15 protein-coding genes are annotated in these 19,785 nt (G+C 66.2%); 7 read left to right on the top strand and 8 right to left on the bottom strand.

Annotation, left to right across the window (positions count from 1 at the left end; translation table 11 throughout):
* Window positions 1-56: 56 nt before the first annotated feature.
* Window positions 57-1,037, top strand: a complete 981-nt coding sequence (locus B5E42_RS05485) for a WYL domain-containing protein (RefSeq protein ID WP_087237484.1) — start codon at window positions 57-59, stop codon at window positions 1,035-1,037.
* Between the two features lie 59 nt (window positions 1,038-1,096).
* Here the strand turns inward: B5E42_RS05485 and B5E42_RS05480 are convergent, their stop codons facing one another.
* Together B5E42_RS05480 and B5E42_RS05475 are read right to left on the bottom strand one after the other, a co-directional pair.
* Window positions 1,097-1,525, bottom strand: a complete 429-nt coding sequence (locus B5E42_RS05480) for an RNHCP domain-containing protein (RefSeq protein WP_087237482.1) — start codon at window positions 1,523-1,525, stop codon at window positions 1,097-1,099.
* Between the two features lie 206 nt (window positions 1,526-1,731).
* The gene (locus B5E42_RS05475; RefSeq protein WP_087237480.1) at window positions 1,732-2,064 is read right to left on the bottom strand and encodes an ArsC/Spx/MgsR family protein; all 333 of its coding nucleotides are present in this window, start codon (window positions 2,062-2,064) and stop codon (window positions 1,732-1,734) included.
* Between the two features lie 98 nt (window positions 2,065-2,162).
* Between B5E42_RS05475 and B5E42_RS19945 the strand changes: the two genes are divergently transcribed.
* From B5E42_RS19945 to B5E42_RS05460, 3 genes are all read left to right on the top strand, one after another.
* The gene (locus tag B5E42_RS19945; protein WP_141242466.1) at window positions 2,163-4,493 is read left to right on the top strand and encodes a sugar phosphate nucleotidyltransferase; all 2,331 of its coding nucleotides are present in this window, start codon (window positions 2,163-2,165) and stop codon (window positions 4,491-4,493) included.
* A 251-nt stretch (window positions 4,494-4,744) separates the two neighbouring features.
* Window positions 4,745-6,403, top strand: coding sequence for a ribonuclease J (locus B5E42_RS05465; RefSeq protein WP_087237476.1), 1,659 nt, complete (start codon window positions 4,745-4,747; stop codon window positions 6,401-6,403).
* A gap of 210 nt (window positions 6,404-6,613) precedes the next feature.
* On the top strand, window positions 6,614-7,654 hold the full coding sequence (locus B5E42_RS05460) for a hypothetical protein (protein WP_141242465.1): 1,041 nt from the start codon (window positions 6,614-6,616) through the stop codon (window positions 7,652-7,654).
* Window positions 7,655-7,908: 254 nt separating this feature from the next.
* Here B5E42_RS05460 and B5E42_RS05455 read toward each other — a convergent pair whose 3' ends face one another.
* Entirely contained in the window at window positions 7,909-8,910 is a 1,002-nt protein-coding gene (locus tag B5E42_RS05455) for an Ig-like domain-containing protein (protein ID WP_087237472.1), read from the bottom strand.
* Window positions 8,911-9,087: 177 nt separating this feature from the next.
* Between B5E42_RS05455 and B5E42_RS05450 the strand changes: the two genes are divergently transcribed.
* Complete coding sequence (locus B5E42_RS05450) at window positions 9,088-10,557, top strand: AAA family ATPase (protein ID WP_087237470.1); 1,470 nt, start codon at window positions 9,088-9,090, stop codon at window positions 10,555-10,557.
* Between the two features lie 356 nt (window positions 10,558-10,913).
* Here B5E42_RS05450 and B5E42_RS05445 read toward each other — a convergent pair whose 3' ends face one another.
* Window positions 10,914-13,103, bottom strand: a complete 2,190-nt coding sequence (locus tag B5E42_RS05445) for a vitamin B12-dependent ribonucleotide reductase (protein ID WP_242967033.1) — start codon at window positions 13,101-13,103, stop codon at window positions 10,914-10,916.
* A gap of 135 nt (window positions 13,104-13,238) precedes the next feature.
* Here B5E42_RS05445 and B5E42_RS05440 point away from each other — a divergent pair, with 135 nt between their 5' ends.
* Window positions 13,239-14,171, top strand: coding sequence for a CPBP family intramembrane glutamic endopeptidase (locus B5E42_RS05440; protein ID WP_087237468.1), 933 nt, complete (start codon window positions 13,239-13,241; stop codon window positions 14,169-14,171).
* Window positions 14,172-14,183: 12 nt separating this feature from the next.
* On the opposite strand, the gene B5E42_RS05435 is transcribed toward B5E42_RS05440, so the two are convergent.
* From B5E42_RS05435 to B5E42_RS05425, 3 genes are all read right to left on the bottom strand, one after another.
* A complete protein-coding gene (locus B5E42_RS05435; protein WP_242967032.1) occupies window positions 14,184-14,900 on the bottom strand; it encodes a polysaccharide deacetylase family protein in 717 nt (238 codons plus the stop codon).
* A 75-nt stretch (window positions 14,901-14,975) separates the two neighbouring features.
* A complete protein-coding gene (locus B5E42_RS05430; protein WP_087237464.1) occupies window positions 14,976-15,659 on the bottom strand; it encodes a DUF2461 domain-containing protein in 684 nt (227 codons plus the stop codon).
* Window positions 15,660-15,730: 71 nt separating this feature from the next.
* Entirely contained in the window at window positions 15,731-17,641 is a 1,911-nt protein-coding gene (locus B5E42_RS05425; protein WP_087237462.1) for a VanW family protein, read from the bottom strand.
* A gap of 376 nt (window positions 17,642-18,017) precedes the next feature.
* Between B5E42_RS05425 and B5E42_RS05420 the strand changes: the two genes are divergently transcribed.
* Complete coding sequence (locus B5E42_RS05420) at window positions 18,018-19,094, top strand: 5-bromo-4-chloroindolyl phosphate hydrolysis family protein (RefSeq protein WP_242967031.1); 1,077 nt, start codon at window positions 18,018-18,020, stop codon at window positions 19,092-19,094.
* A gap of 246 nt (window positions 19,095-19,340) precedes the next feature.
* Here B5E42_RS05420 and B5E42_RS05415 read toward each other — a convergent pair whose 3' ends face one another.
* Entirely contained in the window at window positions 19,341-19,784 is a 444-nt protein-coding gene (locus tag B5E42_RS05415; protein WP_242967030.1) for a stage V sporulation T C-terminal domain-containing protein, read from the bottom strand.
* Window position 19,785: the final 1 nt, after the last annotated feature.

The following is a 19,785-nucleotide window of genomic DNA, read 5'->3' as shown; positions in this document are numbered from 1 at the left end:
CCGTTTTATCGGACAGAAAATCCGCTATTCTGAGGACAGGAAAGGGGGAGAGGCGTATGCCCCGCAGCGCCAATCAGAAGCTGAAGCTGCTCTGCCTTTGCAAGATCCTGTGGGAGCGCACCGACGAGGAGCACCCGCTGACGGTGCCGGAGCTGATCCAGGCCCTGGAGGCCTGGGACATCAGGGCCGAGCGCAAGAGCATCTACGACGACATGGAGGCCCTGCGCACCTTCGGCCTGGACGTGCAGAACCGGAAAGGGAAGGCGCCGGGCTGGTTCCTGGGGGAGCGGCCCTTCCAGCTGGCGGAGCTGAAGCTGCTGGTGGACGCGGTGCAGTCCTCCAAGTTCATCACCCAGCGCAAGAGCCGGGAGCTCATCCGCAAGCTGGAGTCCCAGGCCAGCGTCCACCAGGCCCGGCAGCTCCAGCGGCAGGTGTATGTGGATCGCCGGGTGAAGAGCATGAACGAGAGCGTGTACTACACCATCGACAAGCTCCACACCGCGATTGCAAACCGGAAAGCCGTGACCTTTAAATACTTTGAGTATAACGTTCAGAAGGAAAAGGTCTTCCGCCGGGAGGGGAAGCGGTACATCGTCTCCCCCCTGGGCCTCATCTGGGACAATGAGAACTACTATCTGGCGGGCTACGACCACCACAGGGAGGAGCTGCGCCACTACCGGGTGGACAAGATGGCGGAGCTGGCGGTGACCTGCCTGCCCCTGGAGGGGGTGGACGGGGAGCTGGATATCGCATCCTATGCCCAAAAGCACTTCGGTATGTTCTCCGGCCGGGAGGGGCAGATCACCCTCCGGTGCGCCAACCGCCTGGTGGGGGTGGTGCTGGATCGCTTCGGCCGGGAGGCCATGCTGGTGCCCGACGGGGCCGACCACTTCACCGTCACGGTGCCGGCGGTGGTGAGCCCCCAGTTCCTGGGCTGGATCTTCGGCCTGGGGGACGGGGTGCGCATCCTCAGGCCCGACTGGGCGGCGGAGGAGATGAGACGGCAGCTGGCCGCGGTGGCGGCGCTGTACCAATAAAACAGGGGCCCGGAGCGGATCGTCCGCTCCGGGCCCTATTTGACTTGCAAACCGAGCTCCTACAGGCCGGTGGAGCCCTCGCCGCCCATGAGGGCGGTCATCTCCTCAATGCGCTCCAGCGGGAAGGGGGGCGCGGACAGGGGCTTCATGGCGATGGACATGAGCTTCATGGGGTTGTCATCCGCCGCCACCCGGTTGGACGACAGGGCACCGCACCGGCGGCAGCGGTGGACAATGGCCCACTCGCCGCTTTTCCGCACCCACACGGCGATGGCGTCCATCAATCCGCCGCAGTCGGCGGAGCGGTCGCCGGGCTCCACGTCCAGGTGGAGGCTGGTCAGGCAGTTGGGGCAGTGGTTGCGGTGGTCCGCCCCCGCGCCGGCGGAGACCACCGGGCGGCCGCAGTGTTTGCAGGTAAAGCTGTCCGTGCAGGGGTGGGTCTGATAATATCCGCGCTCGTATTGCTTGCGCTTGTTGATCCGGTTCATGGGAATTTCCTCCTGAAAGTAATGATGGAAATACTTCCGGGAGGGCGGTGGTCATTTATACTGCGCACCAGCCTCCCGGCTAGGCGCTGACCACCGAATCATATCTCAGCTCCAAAAGATAACGCTCCTTTATGGTCAATTGGGTGTGGCGGCATCTGCCACGGGCCTACCATAACACGGAGCGCGGCCCCTTGTCAAGCCCCGCGTCACGACCAGCTCTGCCACACCTCGGGGTGGTAGCCCACGGTGGCCTGTCTGCCGTTGCGGACGATGGGGGTTTTCAGCAGCCGGGGCTCCTCCAGCAGCTTTTCCGCCTTGTCCGCGTCGTAGGCCAGGTAGCTGAGCAGGGCGGCGTCGGGGTGCTTGGGGTCGATGAGGGCCTCCAGCCCCACGGCGTTCAGCACGCTCTTCAGCTCGCCGGGGCTGATGCCCACCTTCCCCAGGTCGATGGACTGGAACCTGATGCGCCGCTCCTTGAACCACCGCTCCGCCTTTTTGGTGTCAAAACACTTGCTTTTTCCGAAAATCTGGATGTTCATGGCTCATTCCTCCGGGCTTTTGTGGACAACATTGTATCACAGAAGGCCCTTTCAGGCAATAATAGGGGAAACTGTGTGTGAAAGGATGTTTCCCAACCTTGAAAGCGATCATCTTGGCCGGGGAGCGGGAGGAGGGGCTGTCCCCCCTGACCCTGGAGCAGCCCCGGTGCCTGCTCCCCCTGTTCGGAAAGCCTCTGCTGGCCCGCCAGGCCGAGCATCTCCGCCGCTGCGGCGTGAGGGAGATCGGGGTGGTGCTGCCCCGGCTGGCCGGGCTGGTGTCGGACGCCCTGGGGGACGGCGGAGAGCTGGGGGTGCGCTTCACCTGGCTCACCCGGCGGGAGCCCCTGGGCGCCGCCGCCCTGGCGGGCAGCTGCCGGGACTTCTCCGGCGAGGAGGACGTGCTGGTGCTCCCGGGCGGGGCGGTGTGGGACGGGGATCTGGGTGCGGCCCTGGCCCTCCACCGGGTGCGGCCCTCCGCCGCCACCCTGCTGCTGGCCCACCGCCCGCCCGCCTCCGGGCGGCCCCTGGTTCTCACCGACCAGGAGGGCCGGGTGGAGCGGCTGCTGGCCCACCCGGCCGGCGGGCTGCTGTCCAGCCAGGCGTACACCGGTGCCTGCGTGCTCACGCCCCGTGCCCTGGACGCCCTGCCGGAGGGGGCGGACTGGCCCCTGGAGTGCCTCTTTGCCGCCCTGCTGGAGAAGGGGGAGACCCTCTGCGGCGCGGCCGCGGAGGGGGCCTGGCGGGAGATCACCGACTCCGCCTCCTATTTGGACACGCTGGCCGACGCCCTGTCCGGCAGGCTCCGCCTGTGCTGGGACGTCCCCCGGGCGGCCCCCGGGGTGTGGAGCGCCTCTCCCCTTCCTGCCGGGGTGCAGGTGGTGCCCCCGTGCTACCTGGGCCCCAATGTCCGGGTGGGGGAGGGGAGCCTGCTGGGCCCCCACGCGGTGCTGGAGGAGGGCTCCGCCGTGGGCCGCCGGGCGCTGGTGCAGCGCTCCGCCCTGCTGGGGGCGGAGGCGGGAAGCCGCGCCACCCTGTACGGCGCGGTGCTGGCCCCCGGCGCGAAGGCCGGGGCCGGCTCGGTGCTCAACGAGGGGGCGGTGCTCTCCCACGGCGCGGCGGCCGGGGAGGACGCCATTCTCCTGGAGGGGGTGGCGGTGTGGCCCCGCCGCCGGGTGCCGGACGGCGCCCGGCTTACCGCCGCCCTCCGGGACGGGGGCGGCGCCCTCCCGCTGGTCTTCGGGCCGGGGGGAACCCTGACCGGCACCGTGGGCGGAGAGCTGACGGCGGAGCGGCTGCTCCTGTTGGGCTCCCTGCTGGGCCGAGAGGGCGCCCTGGGGCTGGGCTGGGCCGGCGGAGCGTCGGCCCGGATGCTGGCCCAGGCCGCGGGCAGCGGCGCGGCCGCCGCCGGGGCCAGGGTGATCTCCCACGACGCCCCCTGCCCCTCCGCCGCCGCCTGGCTGGCGGAGCAGTGGGCCCTGCCCGCCGTCCTCTTTGTCCGGCAGGAGGGGGAGAAGGCGGTGCTCCACCTCTTTGACCGGCGCGGCCTGCTCCTGGGGCAGGAGCGCCGGCGCAGGCTGGAGGGGGCCCTCCTCCGGGGCCAGCCGGGCCGTATGCCCGCCCTGGGGGTGGGCCGGTGGGAGACGGTCTCCGGCGTCGGGGCCTCCTACGCCGCCGACGGGGCCCGGCGGGCCCGGCTTACCCGGGCGCCCCTGCGGCGTCTGGAGGTGTCGGTGCCGGGAGAGACCCCGGCCGACCGGGTGCTGGCCCAGGCCCTGGAGAGCCTGGGCTGTCAGGTGCGGCGGGAGAGCCGTCCCGGCGTGCCCGCCTTCCAGACCCTCCGGGGCGGCTTTGCCCTCACCGCCGTGGACGAGGAGGGGGAGGTGCTCCCCCCGGAGGAGCTGCTGGCCGCCGTGGCCCTCATCGAGTACGAGAACGGCGGGGGGCGGGTGGCGGTGCCCGCCGCCGCCCCGGCGGCCATCGACACCCTGGCCGCCGGCTACCACGGGGGCGCCCTCCGGCTGGGCCGGGACGGGGCGGAGGCGGAGGCGCGGTACGGGGAGCTGCCCTGGTTACGGGACGGGATCTTCGCCGCCTGTCGCATCTGCGCCCGCCTGGGCATGACCGGGGAGCGGCTCCGGGGCCTGACGGGAAAGCTGCCACGCTTTGCCATCTGCCGGCGGGAGGTGCCCCTCCGCCGGGACGGGGAGGAGGTGCTGGCCCGGCTGCTCCGGGAGCTGCCCGGGGCCCGGGCCGCCGGGGAGGGCCTGCGCCTGCGCCAGGGGGAGGGGTGGCTCACCCTGTCCCTCCGGGCCAGTCCCGCCGCCCTCCGGGTGGTGGGGGAGGCCCGCACCGCCGAGCTGGCCCGGGAGCTGTGCGACTTCTGCGCCCGCAAGGCGGAGGAGGCCGCCCGGCCGGGCCCGGAAAAATAGGAGTATACTTTTTGGAAAAAGTATGATATACTGTAGAAACCTATGATGGCTTTATGCGCGGATTCGCGCTTGAATAAGCAGGACACAGAGAGCATACGGGCGAGGCGGTGGAGCGGCGTCCCCCTTTTCCGGCGAGGCAGGGCCGGAACGGGTGGGATGCTGTGCCGCCTTGGTTTTGTGCGCCCGCACTCCTGTGCCCTTACATACCTATCCCTATGGATATAGAACTGAAGGAGTGTTTCAAGACATTTATGGCTGAAAAACTGAAAATCATCTCCCTGGGCGGACTCAACGAGATCGGCAAGAATCTGACCGTCTACGAGTACGGCGGGGACATCATCATCATCGACGTGGGCATGGGCTTCCCCGACGACGACATGTACGGCATCGACGTGGTGATCCCCGACTTCACCTATCTCATCAAGAATAAAGACCGCATCCGGGGCATCTTCCTCACCCACGGCCACGAGGATCACATCGGCTCCATCCCCTATCTGCTGCGGGATGTGAACGTGCCCATCTACGCCACCCGCATGACCGCCGGGCTGGTGAAGCTGAAGCTGGAGGAGCACCGCCTGCTGAACAAGACCAAGCTGATCACCTGCGAGGCCGGCGAGGTGGTGAAGGCGGGCAAGTTCACCGTGGAGTTCATCCACGTGAACCACTCCATCGCCGACGCCTGCGGCTTTGCCATCAAGTGCGGGGTGGGCACGGTGGTGCACACCGGCGACTTCAAGATCGACCCCACCCCCATCCAGGGCGGCATGATGGATCTGGGCCGCCTGGGGCAGCTGGGCAAGGAGGGCGTGCTGGCCCTGCTGGCCGACTCCACCAATGTGGAACGCCCCGGCTTCACCAAGAGCGAGCGCAGCGTGGGCGACTCCTTTGACGCCCTGTTCCGGGGCTGTCAGCAGCGCATCATTGTCACCACCTTCGCCTCCAACGTGGATCGCATCCAGCAGATCATCGACGTGGCGGCCCGGTACGGCCGCAAGGTGGCGGTCACCGGCCGCTCCATGGAGAATGCCATGAAGGTGTCCACCGAGCTGGGCTATATGAGCATACCCGACGGGGTGCTGGTGGATCTGGCCCATATCAAGAGCCTGCCCAAGCACAAGATCTGCATCATCACCACCGGAAGCCAGGGCGAGACCATGTCCGCCCTCACCCGCATGGCCTTCAACACCCACCGGCAGGTGGACATCCAGGCCGGCGACCGGGTGATCATCTCCGCCTCCGCCATCCCCGGCAACGAGAACTCCATCGGTAACGTGATCAACGAGCTCTACCGCAAGGACGCCGAGGTGGTCAACGAGCGGCTGGGCGCCCTCCACGTGTCGGGCCACGCCTGCCAGGAGGAGCTGAAGATCATCCACGCCCTGGTCAAGCCCAAGTTCTTTATCCCCGTCCACGGGGAGCAGCGGCACCTGAAAACCCACGCCAAGCTGGCCCAGCAGATGGGCATGCCCCCCAAGAACATCATCATCAGCGACATCGGCAAGGTCATCGAGCTCACCCCCAACTCCGCCAAGATCAACGGCACCGTGCCCGCCGGGCGGGTGTTCGTGGACGGCTACGGCGTGGGCGACGTGGGCAGCGTGGTGCTCCGGGATCGGAAGCACCTGGCCGAGGACGGCATGATCGTGGTGGTGGTCTCCATGTCCGGGGAGGACGGCTCCGTGGTGTCCGGCCCCGACATCATCACCCGGGGCTTCGTGTACGTCAAGGAGTCCGAGGGCCTCATGGAGGAGCTGCGGAAGGTTGCCGTCAAGGCCCTGGAGGAGTGCCAGACCGACACCCTCAACGACTGGGCCGCCATCAAGTCGGAGATCAAGAACGCCATCTCCAACTTCCTCTACAAGAAAACCAAGCGCAATCCCATGATCCTGCCTGTTATCATGGAAGTGTGAGTCAAAGAGGGCGGAGTATGGCCTTCGCCATACTCCGCCCTCTTTGAAAAGGATACAGCCTCCTGCGCGCGGCACAGGGCCGCACTTGGAGGCTGAGAAGTGTTTTTCCCAAGGCACATGTCCTTGGGAAAAACAGATTTTGATTTTATTCCGTCATCCGCGGATGACGGAACTCTGCGAGGCTTTAGGATACGGAAGGGAGGCATTGTTGTGAGTCGGATGCTTTGGCTGCCGCTGGCGCTGGTACTCCTGCTGGCCGGGTGCGGCGGGGAAAAAGGGGAAATGTCCGGCAGAGTGCAGGAGGCCCGGGTGGAGGACGGAAACCTGGTCTGCATCGGGCTCCATGATTATGAGACGGGCGGGGACACCATCTTCTACCTGACGGAGGACACCGATGTGATCTCCTGGACAGATGACCCGGACGAGGCCGGCTTTCTGGGGGGAGATGTATCAGAGACCCGGGTAAATGTGGAGTACTCCGTCCGGTCAGGTGTCTATGCTGCGCAGAGGATTACCGTCTACGGCAGGATGCGTCAGACGGGGAGCATCACCCTGTCCGACGGGACGGAGGTGGGGATCTGGGCAGACGGTGGAGACAACAGCTATCGGCTGTCCGACGGCACGGAGTTGCTGCGGGAGGAGCCCACGGTGGGCCCGTGGGACATATATGGCGGCGGGAGGGTTTTCAAGAGCCTGCCCTATGATGTCCGTCGAACGGTGGCAGTCTGGTACCGGGAGCAGGGGACGCTCTACGACGTGGAGGAGGAGTTGGAGCGCATCTGGGCGACCGAAGGGGTCGATGCGGGGGAACGCCATTATCTGGTCAATCAGGAGACCGACCTGACGGCGGCCAGCCCGCGGGTGCTGTACTTCCAGACCAGTGTCATGATCCCCTTTTTCAGCGGGGAAGAGGGCGGCCCTGCCATCGAGCAGTATGAGCAGAACGCCGCCTTTGACCGGGAGACTGGGGAGAAGCTGGACATCTGGTTCCTGTTCGCGGTTCCGGAGGAGGAGGCCCGGGCGGCTCTGGTGGACAGGATGGCAGACGGGGATTCGGTTCTCCGGATGGAGATGCAGGCGGCCCTCCGGCCTGAGTACATCACCTTCCATTCCGACAGACTGGACATTACTTTCCCCCGGGGCACCCTGCCCAGTCAGGAGCATTCCGCCGGATGGGGATTAGATTACCAGGAGTTGGACGGCCTGCTCCAGCCCTGGGCGATCCCGGTGGAACCGGAACAGGAGCGGTAGAAAAAGAGAACCGGCATGGCCGCAAGGCCATGCCGGTTCTCAGCTTGTCAAAAGACCTTTCCCGAGGGGAGGCCTCGCAGAGTTCCTGCGGCCGCAGCCGCAGGAATAAAATCAAAATCTGTCATTTCCGGGGACATGCGCCTCGGAAATGACACTTCTCATGGCGGAAGGGGCGACAATTTCGCAAGAAATCGAGCCTCTTCCGCCATGCAGTCCTTCTCAAAAAAGTGGCTTATGCCACTTTTTTGAAAGTCTCAGAAGTTGCAGCGCACGATGCAGGTGAGGGCCTGGCCGTCCACGGTGCAGGTGATGGTGGCGGTGCCGGGGCCCGCCGGGCGAACCACGCCGTCGGCGGAGATGGTGGCCACCGACGTGTCGCTGACGCTCCACGTGGGAGTGGAGGAGGTTCCGCTGACCTGCATCTGCACCGACGGATTGTCCATGCCGCTGAAGGTGAAGTCGGTGTGGTTCAGGGACAGGGAGGCGGAGGTGGTGCCCGAACCGGAGCCGGAGCCGGTGCCGGAGGGGGCCAGCCCTTCGCTGCTGGTGGCGGAGTTGTAGACCGTGACCGTCACGTCGGCCGCGCCGGGCATGGAGGCGGTGATGGTGGCGGTGCCGGTCTGGGTGCCGTGGTAGACCACGCCGCTGTCATCCACCGAGGCGATGTCCGGATTGCTGCTCGTCCAGGTGATGGTGCCGGTGGTGCCGGCGGGGGTGAAGGTGACCTGGAGGGTCACCGGGTAGGGATAGGTGTTGCTGAAGGAGAACTCCGTCTGGCTCAGGGAGAAGCCGGTGGCCGTCTGCTCCGCCGGGATGGTCTCGGTGCCGGGCTCCTCCGTGGCGGGCGGGGTGGTCTCGTCCACCGTGCCCGTCTCATTGGGATCGGGGCTGACACTCTCCGTCTGGGCCGGAGCGCTGTTCTCTCCAGGGCCGCCCACGTTCCCCTTGGAAACCAGGGGCATGATGATGGTGATCACGATGATCACCGCCGCGATGATCAGGCCCAGGGAGATCACGCGGGTGATGATGCTCAGGGGCGAGGGGCCGCGGCCGTAGCCGCCCCCCCGGGTGTTGGTGGCCAGGCGCTTGCCGCCCCTGGAGCGGGAGCCCTCGCCGGACTCGTCAAGATCCTCCTCCACGACGGGCTGTTCCACCTCGTCGCAGAAGGGGCAGTGCTTATATGTGGAAGAATAATCCTCCCCGCAGTAGGGGCAGTGGATCATTTCGGGCTGGCTGCTGCGGACGCGCTTTGCCATGGCAATCCCTCCGGTCGACATTCTTGGCTCTATTTTACAACGAACCACGGCCCTGCGTCAACGGCGAAGGGCGAAATGTAAAGCTTTTTTAATATTTATGTCAACTGAACGGAGCCCTTGCGCCCTGGAGGCGATTCGGATATAATAGGGCTAACCGAAAAACGAGGTGTTGCAGCTTTGAAAGGTTCTCTCAGCGCCGCCGAGGTGCATAAACAGTACAGCGACGGGATCACAGCCTTCCGCCGCCAGATCTCCGACGCCACCCTGCGGGTGAAATTCACCCAGGAGGTGGACACCTTCATGCGGGCCTGCGCCCTGGGGGTGTGGCAGCGGGACGGGGCCTCCCCCACCCCCCGCTATGTGGAATACTATAACGCCATCTACACCAAGGGCAACCCGGTGCCCTCCATTTTGTTCTGGGAGCTGTCCACCGCCGTCAGCGAGTACCCCGGCTTCCGGGTGCCCGACTTCTTCGCCCGGATGCGGGCCTGCGACAAGGTGGCGGGCACCCGCCTGGCCCGGCGGTTCATCGATCTGGTGACCCTGATGGTGCTCCTCTTCGCCGCCGTGGATGACGCGGTCAGCGAGGAGGAGGCCGGGTTTGTCAACACCTGCGCCGACACCCTCTCCGCCCTGTGCGACCGGGACGGCCTCGAGGGGGAGAAGGCCCCCCTGGACGTGAAGGACTTCGTCACCAAAAAGCCCAGGGCGGAAGCCCCCGCCCCCGGGCCGGAGGAGGCGGCTCCCGCCCCGGCGGGGCAGGCCAGGGGGGAGGAAAAGCCCCAGGAGGAGGCCCAGCCCGCCCCCAGCCTGGAGGAGCTGCTGGCCCAGTTGGACGGCCTGTGCGGCCTGGACAAGGTGAAGGCCGACGTGAAGAGCCTGATCAACCTGGTAAAGGTGCGCAGGCTGCGGCAGGAGCACGGCCTGCCCGTGCCCCCCATGTCCCTCCACCTGGTGTTCATGGGCAACCCGGGCACCGGCAAGACCACCGTGGCCCGGCTGCTGGCCAGGATCTACCACGCCATCGGCGTGCTGTCCAAGGGCCAGCTGGTGGAGGTGGATCGCTCCGGTTTGGTGGCCGGCTTCGTGGGCCAGACCGCCATCAAGACCAATGAGGTGATCCAGAAGGCCCTGGGGGGCGTGCTCTTCATCGACGAGGCCTATGCCCTGGCCAACCAGGACGCCCCCAACGACTTCGGCCGGGAGGCCATCGAGACCCTGCTCAAGGGCATGGAGGATCACCGGGACAACCTGATCGTCATCGTGGCGGGGTACACCGAGCTGATGGGCAACTTCATCCACGCCAACCCCGGCCTGGAGAGCCGGTTCAACAAGTATTTCTACTTCGAGGACTACAGTGGGGAGCAGCTCATGGAGATCTTCCAGTCCATGTGTGAGAAAAACGGATATACGCTGGATGATAAAGCGGCGGAATATGCCAAAACGTATTTCAAAGAGCTCTACGAGGAGCGGGACGAAAACTTCGGCAACGCCCGGGACGTGCGCAACGTGTTCGAGCGGGCGGTGGCCCGCCAGTCCGACCGGGTGGCCGCCCTGGAGAACCCCGGCAAGGAGGAGCTGATGGCCCTCACCACGGCGGATCTCCAGGAGGAGGATGCGCCGCAGACAGAGGAGAGCAATCCGTAGGGCGGGGGCTTGCCCCCGCCTTTTTTTCGTCGGGGAGCGGGCCTGCCCGGCCGGGGCCCCGCTTTTAGTGACAAAAGCGGTGCGCCCGCCGCGTCGGAGGCGCCGGGGGCGTCGCGCCCCACGGATCGGTGCTTCCGGGGAAAACGGGCGCGGCAGCTGCCTGCCCCCATCTCTCCAAACATCGGAACCCCCGCATACGGCAGAGCGCCGTATGCGGGGGTTCTGATCTGATCTCAGATGATGCCGGTTATCCGCACTTGGAGTAGCCGCAGTCCCGGCAGGTGACGCAGCCGCCCTCGTGCTCCAGCCTGGCGCCGCACTCGGGGCAGAACTTGGCCAGCTTGGCCTCGGCGGGGTCACCGGGTGGGAATGGGGGCGGAAGTCTGGCGGCGGGGTTGATGGGGCCGGGGCACGGCGGGGTGATTCCCGTCCTGGGAGACCTTGAGCACCTTCTCCAGGGCCTTGGCGATGGCGTCGGGGCAGGACATGACGGGCACGCCGGGCTGCCGCAGGCAGGAGGGGCAGCGGATGCCCTTGAGCTGCTGGATGATCTCCTTGGGATCCATGCCGGAGCGGATACCCACGCTGACCAGGCGGGCGGTGGCCTCGCTCTGGCTGGGGCAGCCGCCGGCCCGGCCGGTGTTGGTGAACACCTCGCAGATGCCGTTCTCGTCGTAGTTGACGGTGATATACAGGTTGCCGCAGCCGATGCGCACCTTCTCGGTGAAGCCGCTGGTCACCGCCGGGCGGGGCCGGGGCAGGATGTGGCCGTACTCGGCCTGGGGGATCTGGCACTCCTCACAGACGCGGCCGGCGGGGGCGGCCTCCTTGCCGTCGTTGACCTTGCCGATGTTGAGCACCTGCTCGTTCCGGCTGCCGTCCCGGTAGATGGTGGTGCCCTTGCACCCCAGGGTGAAGGCCAGCCGGTAGACCTCGGCCACCTCCTCGCGGGTGGCCGAGTTGGGGAAGTTCACCGTCTTGCTGACGGCGTTGTCGGTGTACTCCTGGAAGGCGGCCTGCATCTTCACGTGCCAGATGGGGGACACGTCGTGGGCGCAGACGAACACCCGCTTGATCTCCTCCGGGATGCCGTCCACGTGGGCCAGGGAGCCCTTCTCCACGATCTGCTTCATCAGCTCCTCGGAGTAGATCCCCGCCTCCACCAGCTTGTCCTTCAAAATCTGGTTGGTCTCGATGAGGTGGGTGTTGTCCATCACATTGCGGATGTAGGCGTAGGCGAACACCGGCTCCACGCCGGAGGACACCCCGGCGATGATGGACAGGGTGCCGGTGGGGGCGATGGTGGTGACGGTGGCGTTGCGCAGGGGCCTGCCGTCCTGATAGATGCTCTCGGAGAACAGGGGGAAGGGGCCCCGGACCTGGGCCAGCTCCTCACTGGCCCGGTGGCCGATGGTGTTCACCGTGTCCATGATCTCCCGGGCCAGCTCCACGCCCTCGTCGCTGTTGTAGGGCACACCCATGTAGAGCAGCATGTCCGCGAAACCCATGACGCCCAGGCCGATCTTGCGGGTGGAGCGGGTCATCTGGTCGATCTCGGGCAGGGGGTACTGGTTGACCTCGATCACGTTGTCCAAGAAGTGGACGGCGGTGCGGATGGTCTTCTCCAGCTTGGCGCGATCCAGCACCCACCCGGCCGGGGTCTTCATGATGTGGTTGACCAGGTTGATGGAGCCCAGGTTGCAGCTCTCATAGGGCAGCAGGGGCTGCTCCCCGCAGGGGTTGGTGGACTCAATCTCCCCCTGGGAGGGCACCACGTTGTCCCGGTTCAGACGGTCAAGGAAGATGATGCCCGGCTCGCCGGTCTGCCAGGCGGAGCTGACGATGGCGTCAAACACCTCTTTGGCGTTGAGCTGGCCGGTGACCCGGCCGGTGGCGGGATCCACCAGGTCGTAGGGCTTGTTCTGGCTGGCCGCCTCCATAAAGGCCTCGGTGATGCCCACGGAGATGTTGAAGTTGGTGATCTCACTGGTGTCGTTCTTGCAGGTGATGAACTCCAGGATGTCGGGGTGATCCACCCGGAGGATGCCCATATTGGCGCCCCGGCGGGTGCCGCCCTGCTTCACCGCCTCGGTGGCGGAGTTGAACACCTTCATGAAGGAGATGGGGCCGGAGGCCACGCCGCCGGTGGAGTTGACGGTGGAGCCCTTGGGGCGGAGCTGGGAGAAGGAGAAGCCGGTGCCGCCGCCGCTCTTGTGGATCAGGGCGGCGTTCTTGATGGCATCAAAGATGTCCTCCATGGAGTCGGCCACCGGCAGCACAAAGCAGGCGGAGAGCTGCCCCAGGGGGCGGCCGGCGTTCATCAGGGTGGGGGAGTTGGGCAGGAAGTCCAGGTTGACCATCAGGTCGTAGAACTCCCTGGCGGTGGCCACCACGTCGGCCTTGGGGTCGAAGTGGCGATCCCCCTCGGCGATGGCGTTGGCCACCCGGTGGAACAGGCCGTCCACCGTCTCGGTGGGCTGGCCGGCCTCATCCTTGGCCAGGTAGCGCCGCTCCAGCACGGCGCGGGCGTTTTCCGAAATGGGCATATGAAATCTCTCCTCCGAGTTGTATTTGAACACAAGATATTGTATCCGCATTGTCACAGCTTGTCAACATTTTGGCGCTTGTGGGAGAGATAGAAAATCGGTATAATAATTTGTACAAATTTAGGGAGGTGCGAAATGGAGCGATCTGAGCGGGCGGAGCGGGCCCTGCGGCTGCGGGGGCACCGGGAGAGGTTCTCCCGCCTGGGGTGGGCCCTGGCGGCGCAGATGGCCGCCATGCTGGCCGTTCAGACGGCCCTGCTGCTGGCGGCCCAGGCGCTGGCCCCCGCGCTGGCGGGCAGCGGGGTGTTCCTGTGGCTGGTGTCGGTGCTCTCGGCCTACGGGGCGGGGGTGCCCGCCGCCTGGCTGGTGCTCCGGGGCACCGAGGAGGCGCCGCCCCAGCCGGGGGCGCCCCTGGGGCCGGGGCGGTTTTTCCGGAGCTATCTTGCCGGGCTGGGGCTGATGTACCTGGTCAACCTGGCCACCCTGGCCCTGATGGGCCTCGTCGGCCTGCTGCGGGGGCAGACGGTGGAAAACCCGGTGGACAATATGGCGGATTACCCGCTGGCTCTCAACCTGCTGCTGGGGTGCGTCATCGCCCCGGTGTGCGAGGAGTACCTGTTCCGCGGCCTGCTGCTGAACCGCCTGCGGCCCTACGGGGAGCGGTTTGCCGTCTGGGCCTCCGCCCTGTGCTTCGGCCTGTTCCACGGCAATTTCAGCCAGTTTTTCTATGCCTGCGCCATCGGCGTGCTCTTTGCCGGGGTGGTGCTGAAAACCGGCCGGCTCCGGCAGGCAATGCTCCTCCACGCCCTGATCAACTTCGTGGGCACGGGGCTGATCCCGCTGCTGTCCGGCCTGGGGGAGGCGGGGGACTGGCTGCTCACCCTCCTGGTGCTGGCGGCCATGTTTGTGGGGCTGGCCTTCCTGCCGGCCATGAGGCGGGAGTTTTCCCCCGCCCCGGGCTGGAAGGGCCTCACCGCCGGGGAGGCGTGGAGGTGCTTTCTGGCCAACCCGGGCATGCTCTGCTTCCTGGCTCTCTTTCTGCTCCTGGCGGGGAGCTATCTGGTGTGAAGGGGCACGCCCCTACGGATAGGCGTTCCAGTAGCTCTCCCCCGCCTCCAGGGGGATGCCCCGGGCGGCAAAGAGCTCTTCAATGGTGCAGAACAGGTAGCCCTGCTGGTGGAGGGCGTCCACGATCTGGAGGGCGGCGTCCACCGACTCGGGGAAGATGTCGTGCAGGAGGATGATACCCCCGTCCCTGGCCCCGGCGGTCACCTCGGCCGCCACCCGGTCGGTGTCCTGATCCCGCCAGTCCTCCGGATCGATAGACCACAGGATGATGGGGCAGCCGGCCCTGGCCTTGACCCCCTCGTCCAGCATGCCGTAAGGGGGGCGGAGGAGAAAGTCATTGTGGCCCAGCACGGCTTTCAGGACGTCCCGGGACTCCTCCACCTGGCTGTCGAAGTCGGTCTGGTTCAGACCGGTGAGCTTCACGTGGTCAAAGGTGTGGATGCCGATCTGGTGGCCCTCCTCATCCATGCGGCGCACCACGTCCTCGTTGTGTTCAATCTGGGCCCCGATGAGGAAGAAGGTGGCCTTCACCCCCCGCTCCGCCAGGCCGTCCAGCAGGCGGGTGGTGGTGGAGCGGCGGGGCCCGTCGTCGAAGGTGAGGGCGATGAGCTTCTGCCCCTCCGGCAGCTCCGCGGCCGCGTCCGTCTCCACCGCCGGGCCGCAGCCGGACAGGGGGAGAACCAGCGCCAGCGCGGCCGCCGCCAGCCGCCGCAGCTTTCCATATAACAAACCCGCCCACCGCCTTTCCAGAGCCTTCGGCCCTAGTATGCGCGGTGGGCGGATTTGCTTTCGCTGTAAATTCTGTCAGGACTCCGGCGACCGGGGATCGGGGTCGGCGCTGACCGCCAGAATGTACTCGTAGTAGGGCAGCAGGAACTCAAAGCCCTCCACCAGGGTGTCGGCCAGCCCGTGGCCCCAGAGCAGTTCCTCGTGGGCGGCCTCGTGGCTCAGGACAAAGTTCTTTTTGCGGTACCAGGGCTCCAGCAGCTTGGAGGGGGCGGGCCTGGGCCGCTTGTAGTCCGTGCCGGTGAGGGCAAAGACCTCCTGCCGGTTGAGGCGGCGGGCCAGCTTCTCCATGGGCTTGGGCTCCCGATCCATCCGGGCCCGCAGCTTGGCCATGGTGAGGGCCGGGGCCTCCCAGAAGCCCATGCCGTAGGAGTAGCCCTCCGGCTCCAGCTCAAACCAGAAGGTGGGCAGGGAGCCGGGATGCTCCAGGGGCTGGTGGATGCTCAGCCACAGGTGATCCTTGTAGGGCCCCCGGCCGAAGAGCCGCCGGGCATCCCGGTAGATGCGGGACACCTTGGCGATCAGATCCAGATCGGGGTGCCGGTCGGTAAAGCGCTCGTACACCTCGTCGCACAGGGCCTTCATGGGGCGCTGAAAGGTGTCCAGATACTCCTGCTTGTGCTGTTCAAACCAGCTCTTCTCGTTGTTGAAGCGGATGCCCCACATGAAGTCCACAACGGACTGGGGAAAGCCTTGGAACACGGGAAAAACCTTCTTTCTCTCTGCGATGTCAAACGCAGGCCCCCCGGGTTACGGGGGGCCTGCTGCGGAAATTACTCCAGGGGGATCATGCCGGGGCCGGTGGAGGGTTCGGAGGAGGTCTCCGCCGGCGGCGTGGGTTCGGCGCTGGGCACGGACTCCGGGGTGGGCATGGGCGCCGGCTCCGGCGTGGCGGCCGGGGTGGGCGACGGCGTGGCCTCCGGCGTCGGGGTGGATGTGGGCTGGGCGGAGGGGGATGTGCCGGGCGTGGCCGACGGGGTGGCCGACGGCTCCGCGCTGGCGGAGGGGGACGGCGTGGGCGTCACCGGCGTCAGGGTTTTCAGGCCGGTGGAGGTGTCGATGCCCAGCCGGGCCGCGTCGGCGGGGTTGTAGTAGTACACCGCGTCGGAGGCCTTATAGGTGTTCCGGTAGAGGAAGATGGTGTCCACGGTGTTGCCGCTGGCGTCCACCAGCTTCTGGTACACGTCCACGGTGTAGCCGTTGTACCGGGAGTAGTTGGTGTCCCGCACGGGCTCGCTGCCCACGGGGATGCTGTCCTTGGGCTTGTAGGTGTTCTTGAAGGGTACGCTGGAGATGACCACGCTGTAGGGCTCCCCGTGGATGCCGGTGGTGTCGGTGCCCCGGATGGTCACATGGAGCTTGTGGCTGCTGTCCAGATAGGCCTCGATCTTGATGGGATACTCAGTGCTGTTCTTGAAGCGGAAGTCCAGCTGATTGCTCCATACGGTGGCGTCGGTGCCGATGACGGGCATATAGCCGCCGTTGAACTGGTGCTTGTGGCGCTCCACCGTCTCCAGATTGGCCTTCAGGGTCACCCAGTACAGGGTGGAGGACAGCTGGCAGATGCCGCCGGCGGTGGCGTCCACGCTCTGGCCGTTCTGGTAGGTGCCCGCGGCCTTGTAGCCGCTGGCCAGGGTGTAGGGGCCCGCCGTGTCGTTGTAGGAGAAGGTCTCCCCGGGCAGGAGGATGGTGTCGTTCACCCGGTCGGCGGCCAGGTCGATGTTGAACCAGCGGTTGGACGGGCCGGCGCAGGAGGTGGTGCCGGTGCCCAGCACGTCCTTGAACAGGTTGTCTTCCAGCTTGGCGGTGGTGATGCTGGGCTCGGTAAGGGTGAGGGGCACGCCCACGGTTCCGCCCTCGTCCGAGGCGTCCAGGGCGGCCTTGGCGGCCTCGGTGTCGAAGTCCACGCCGGTGACCGAGGGGACGACCTCCCGGGTCTCCTTGTCTAAGTAGGCGTCGGCGGGCTCCACGGCGATCTCGGCCCGGATGGCGTCAAAGTCCGGGTCGGCGGGGGGCGCGGTGGTGACCTGGGCCTCAATGGGCGCGGCGTCGGCGTCCGTGACGGAGACCGACTGGCCCAGCCGCTCCTCCAGCGCGTCGATGAGGGCGGCGGTGTCGATGGTGCGGCCGGTGACCCCCTTGTGGAGCACCAGCTCGGTGTCCGTCACCTCCCAGGTGGTCTGGGCCTCGGGATCGGCGCACTCCTCCACCGCCTGGGTCACCGCCGCCGGCGTGCCGGTGATGGTGACGGTCAGGGGGAGGCGCTGCCCGCCCAGCAGGGCGGACAGATACCGCCAGCCCCGGACGAAGAAGCCGCCGGAGGACTGCTCCGCCAGAGCGGCGTCCACCGCGGCGGCGGCGTCCGCCTGGACGGTGGGATCATCCCCCTGGACGGTGTATGTTTTCCCGTCGCAGAGAAACTGGGCGCTGCTGCCGGAGAGCAGGCCCGGCAGGGCCTCCTCCAGGGCGGCGGAGGCCGCGTCCCGGCCCATGCCGCCCACGTCCACACCGGCGATGCTGGTGTTGGGCAGCAGGGTGCCGCCGCCCGCGGCGGCGCACAGCCCGGTATATCCGGCCCCCAGGGCCAGAACCACAACCAACAGGACGATCAGAGCGAGCTTCTTCCCGCTCCGCTTTTGCTTGGGAGGGCGCTCCGCCACACGCCGGCCCGCTTGCTTTTCCATATCAATCAGCTCCAACTGTGTGAGAAGTTTATAACCGAGTTTCATTATAGGTCTTTCATCCGCAAAAAGCAATTACAGAACGGTTACATCCGCGCGCGGCGCGGCCCGGATGCCTTTGCCGGAAAAACCGGCGGAAACCGCTTTACACCGGGGCAAATTCGCAGTATGATAAAAAGGCCCGGGATCTGAGGGGACAGAATCATTTTTCATCTTTCTTAAAGGACTTATCCAGCGAAACTTTAACACTTCTGTGATAGAATAGCAGACAGGAGAACCGATCACGAAACAGGGGGACTGGCCCATGGCGAATTTCCAAGACGAAAATTGGTCTGATTTTAAGGAACTTCTTTCTTGGATAATCACGATTATTTTCTTAATGACATTTTGGCCCGTCGGGCTGATTCTGCTCTTCCGCAAGCTCACCAGGGATTCCCGCCGCCGGACTTCCCGCCATCCATACGACATGCGCCGGGAGGGGGCGGCCCCCGGCACCCAGGGCATGGGCCGGCAGACGCCCCCGGCGGGCCAGGCCTACACCGGCCGCAGCCCCCGGCAGGGCAAGCCGGTGAACCTGGACAGGGGCAAGGGCCTGACCATCTGGGGCATCGTGCTGGCGGTGGTCTTCGGCATCGCCCTCACCGCCGGCTTCCCGGCGGTGGCCATGGGCAGCGGCTTCCTCAACGCCCTGGCGGTCATGAGCCCGGTGATCGGCTTTTTCGGCGGCGGCCTGGCCATGATCTGGGCGGGCACCCAGCGCACCAAAAAGGCCAAGCGCTTCCGCAAGTACCTGGCCCTCATCGGCAAGCGGGAGAGCATCTCCATCACCACCCTGGCCCAGGCCATGCCCGTGTCCGTCCACAAGGCCTGTGACGATCTCCAGGATATGCTGGACAGCGGGGTTTTGGAGAAGGGCTATCTGGACATGTCCACCGGCCGGCTGATCCTCAGCGACGAGGGCCTCCAGGAGGAGGCGCCCCCCGCGCCCGAGCCGGAGGAGGAGTCCGAGAAGGAAGAGGACACCCTGGATATGACCGACGACGACGCGGTGCTCGCCGCCATCCGGCAGCTCAACGACGACATCGACGACGAGATGATGAGCCAGAAGATCGACCGCATCGGGGAGATCACCGGCAAGATCTTCGCCTACCAGAAGCAGAACCCCAACCGGGCCGGGCAGCTGCGCAGCTTTTTGAGCTACTACCTGCCTACCACCCTGAAGATCCTCAAGGCCTATGCCCGCATGGAGGAGCAGGGCGTGGAGGGTGAGAACATCCGCTCTGCCAAGGAGCGCATCGAGGGCATGATGGACAAGGTGGTGGAGGGCTTCGAAAAGCAGCTGGACCGCCTGTTTCAGGACGATGCCATGGACATCGCCACCGACGTGCAGGTGCTGGAGCGGATGCTGGAAAAGGACGGCCTGTCCGGCGGCAGCGGCATGACCCTGGGCGGCTAGACAAACGAAAAAGGGGCCCCTGCCGGCGTGTAGCCGGCAGGGGCCCCTTCTGTCTCACAGAGTTCCGCCGCCCGCAGGCGGCGGAATAAAATCAAAATCCGTCATTTCCGGGGACATGTGCCTCGGAAATGACACTTCTCACGCAGGGCAGGCCGACTTTTTCGCCAGAAATCGAGGCCTGCCCTGCGTGCAGCTTTTCTCAAATGGAAGGGGGCATCCTGATAAGGATGCCCCCTTCCATTTGAATCACGATTCCATGTGCCGCCCCAAAAAGCCCGCAATGGTCTGAGCCAACTTGTAGTCGGTCTCGCTGCTGCTCAGGGCGCCCTCGGTGCCCACAAAGAGCACGCAGCCCAGCACGTCCCCCTCGGACAGGATGGGGGCGGCGCAGGCGATGAGGTACTTGTCCTCACCGTCGCACACCGGCACCGGGGCGGAGCCGCCCTGGTACTGGTAGATCTGCCGGCCCTCCATGATCTGCTCCAGCTCGGGGGAGATGCGCTTGTCCATCAGCTCCCGCCGGGACAGGCCGGCCACGGCAATGCAGGCGTCCCGGTCGGTGATCACGGCGATCTCGCCGGTGGTCTTGTTCAGGGTCTCGCACATCTGCCCGGAGAAATCCCCCAGGCCGCCCATCAGGGAATACTTCTTAAAAATGACGCCGCCGTCCTTGCCGGTGGAGATCTCCAGC

This window comes from Flavonifractor sp. An10, assembly GCF_002161215.1.
GTDB lineage: Bacteria > Bacillota > Clostridia > Oscillospirales > Oscillospiraceae > Flavonifractor > Flavonifractor avistercoris.
This window is presented reverse-complemented; position numbering and strand designations above follow the sequence as displayed.

What these genes read in the sequence shown, in the direction of transcription:
- B5E42_RS05485 (WP_087237484.1), top strand. Translation starts at nt 57, where the DNA reads ATGCCCCGCAGCGCCAATCAGAAGCTGAAGCTGCTCTGCCTTTGCAAG.
- B5E42_RS05475 (WP_087237480.1), bottom strand. Translation starts at nt 2,064, where the DNA reads ATGAACATCCAGATTTTCGGAAAAAGCAAGTGTTTTGACACCAAAAAG.
- B5E42_RS05455 (WP_087237472.1), bottom strand. Translation starts at nt 8,910, where the DNA reads ATGGCAAAGCGCGTCCGCAGCAGCCAGCCCGAAATGATCCACTGCCCC.
- B5E42_RS05425 (WP_087237462.1), bottom strand. Translation starts at nt 17,641, where the DNA reads ATGGAAAAGCAAGCGGGCCGGCGTGTGGCGGAGCGCCCTCCCAAGCAA.
- B5E42_RS05420 (WP_242967031.1), top strand. Translation starts at nt 18,018, where the DNA reads ATGACATTTTGGCCCGTCGGGCTGATTCTGCTCTTCCGCAAGCTCACC.
- B5E42_RS05480 (WP_087237482.1), bottom strand. Translation starts at nt 1,525, where the DNA reads ATGAACCGGATCAACAAGCGCAAGCAATACGAGCGCGGATATTATCAG.
- B5E42_RS05445 (WP_242967033.1), bottom strand. Translation starts at nt 13,103, where the DNA reads ATGCCCATTTCGGAAAACGCCCGCGCCGTGCTGGAGCGGCGCTACCTG.
- B5E42_RS05440 (WP_087237468.1), top strand. Translation starts at nt 13,239, where the DNA reads ATGGAGCGATCTGAGCGGGCGGAGCGGGCCCTGCGGCTGCGGGGGCAC.
- B5E42_RS05465 (WP_087237476.1), top strand. Translation starts at nt 4,745, where the DNA reads ATGGCTGAAAAACTGAAAATCATCTCCCTGGGCGGACTCAACGAGATC.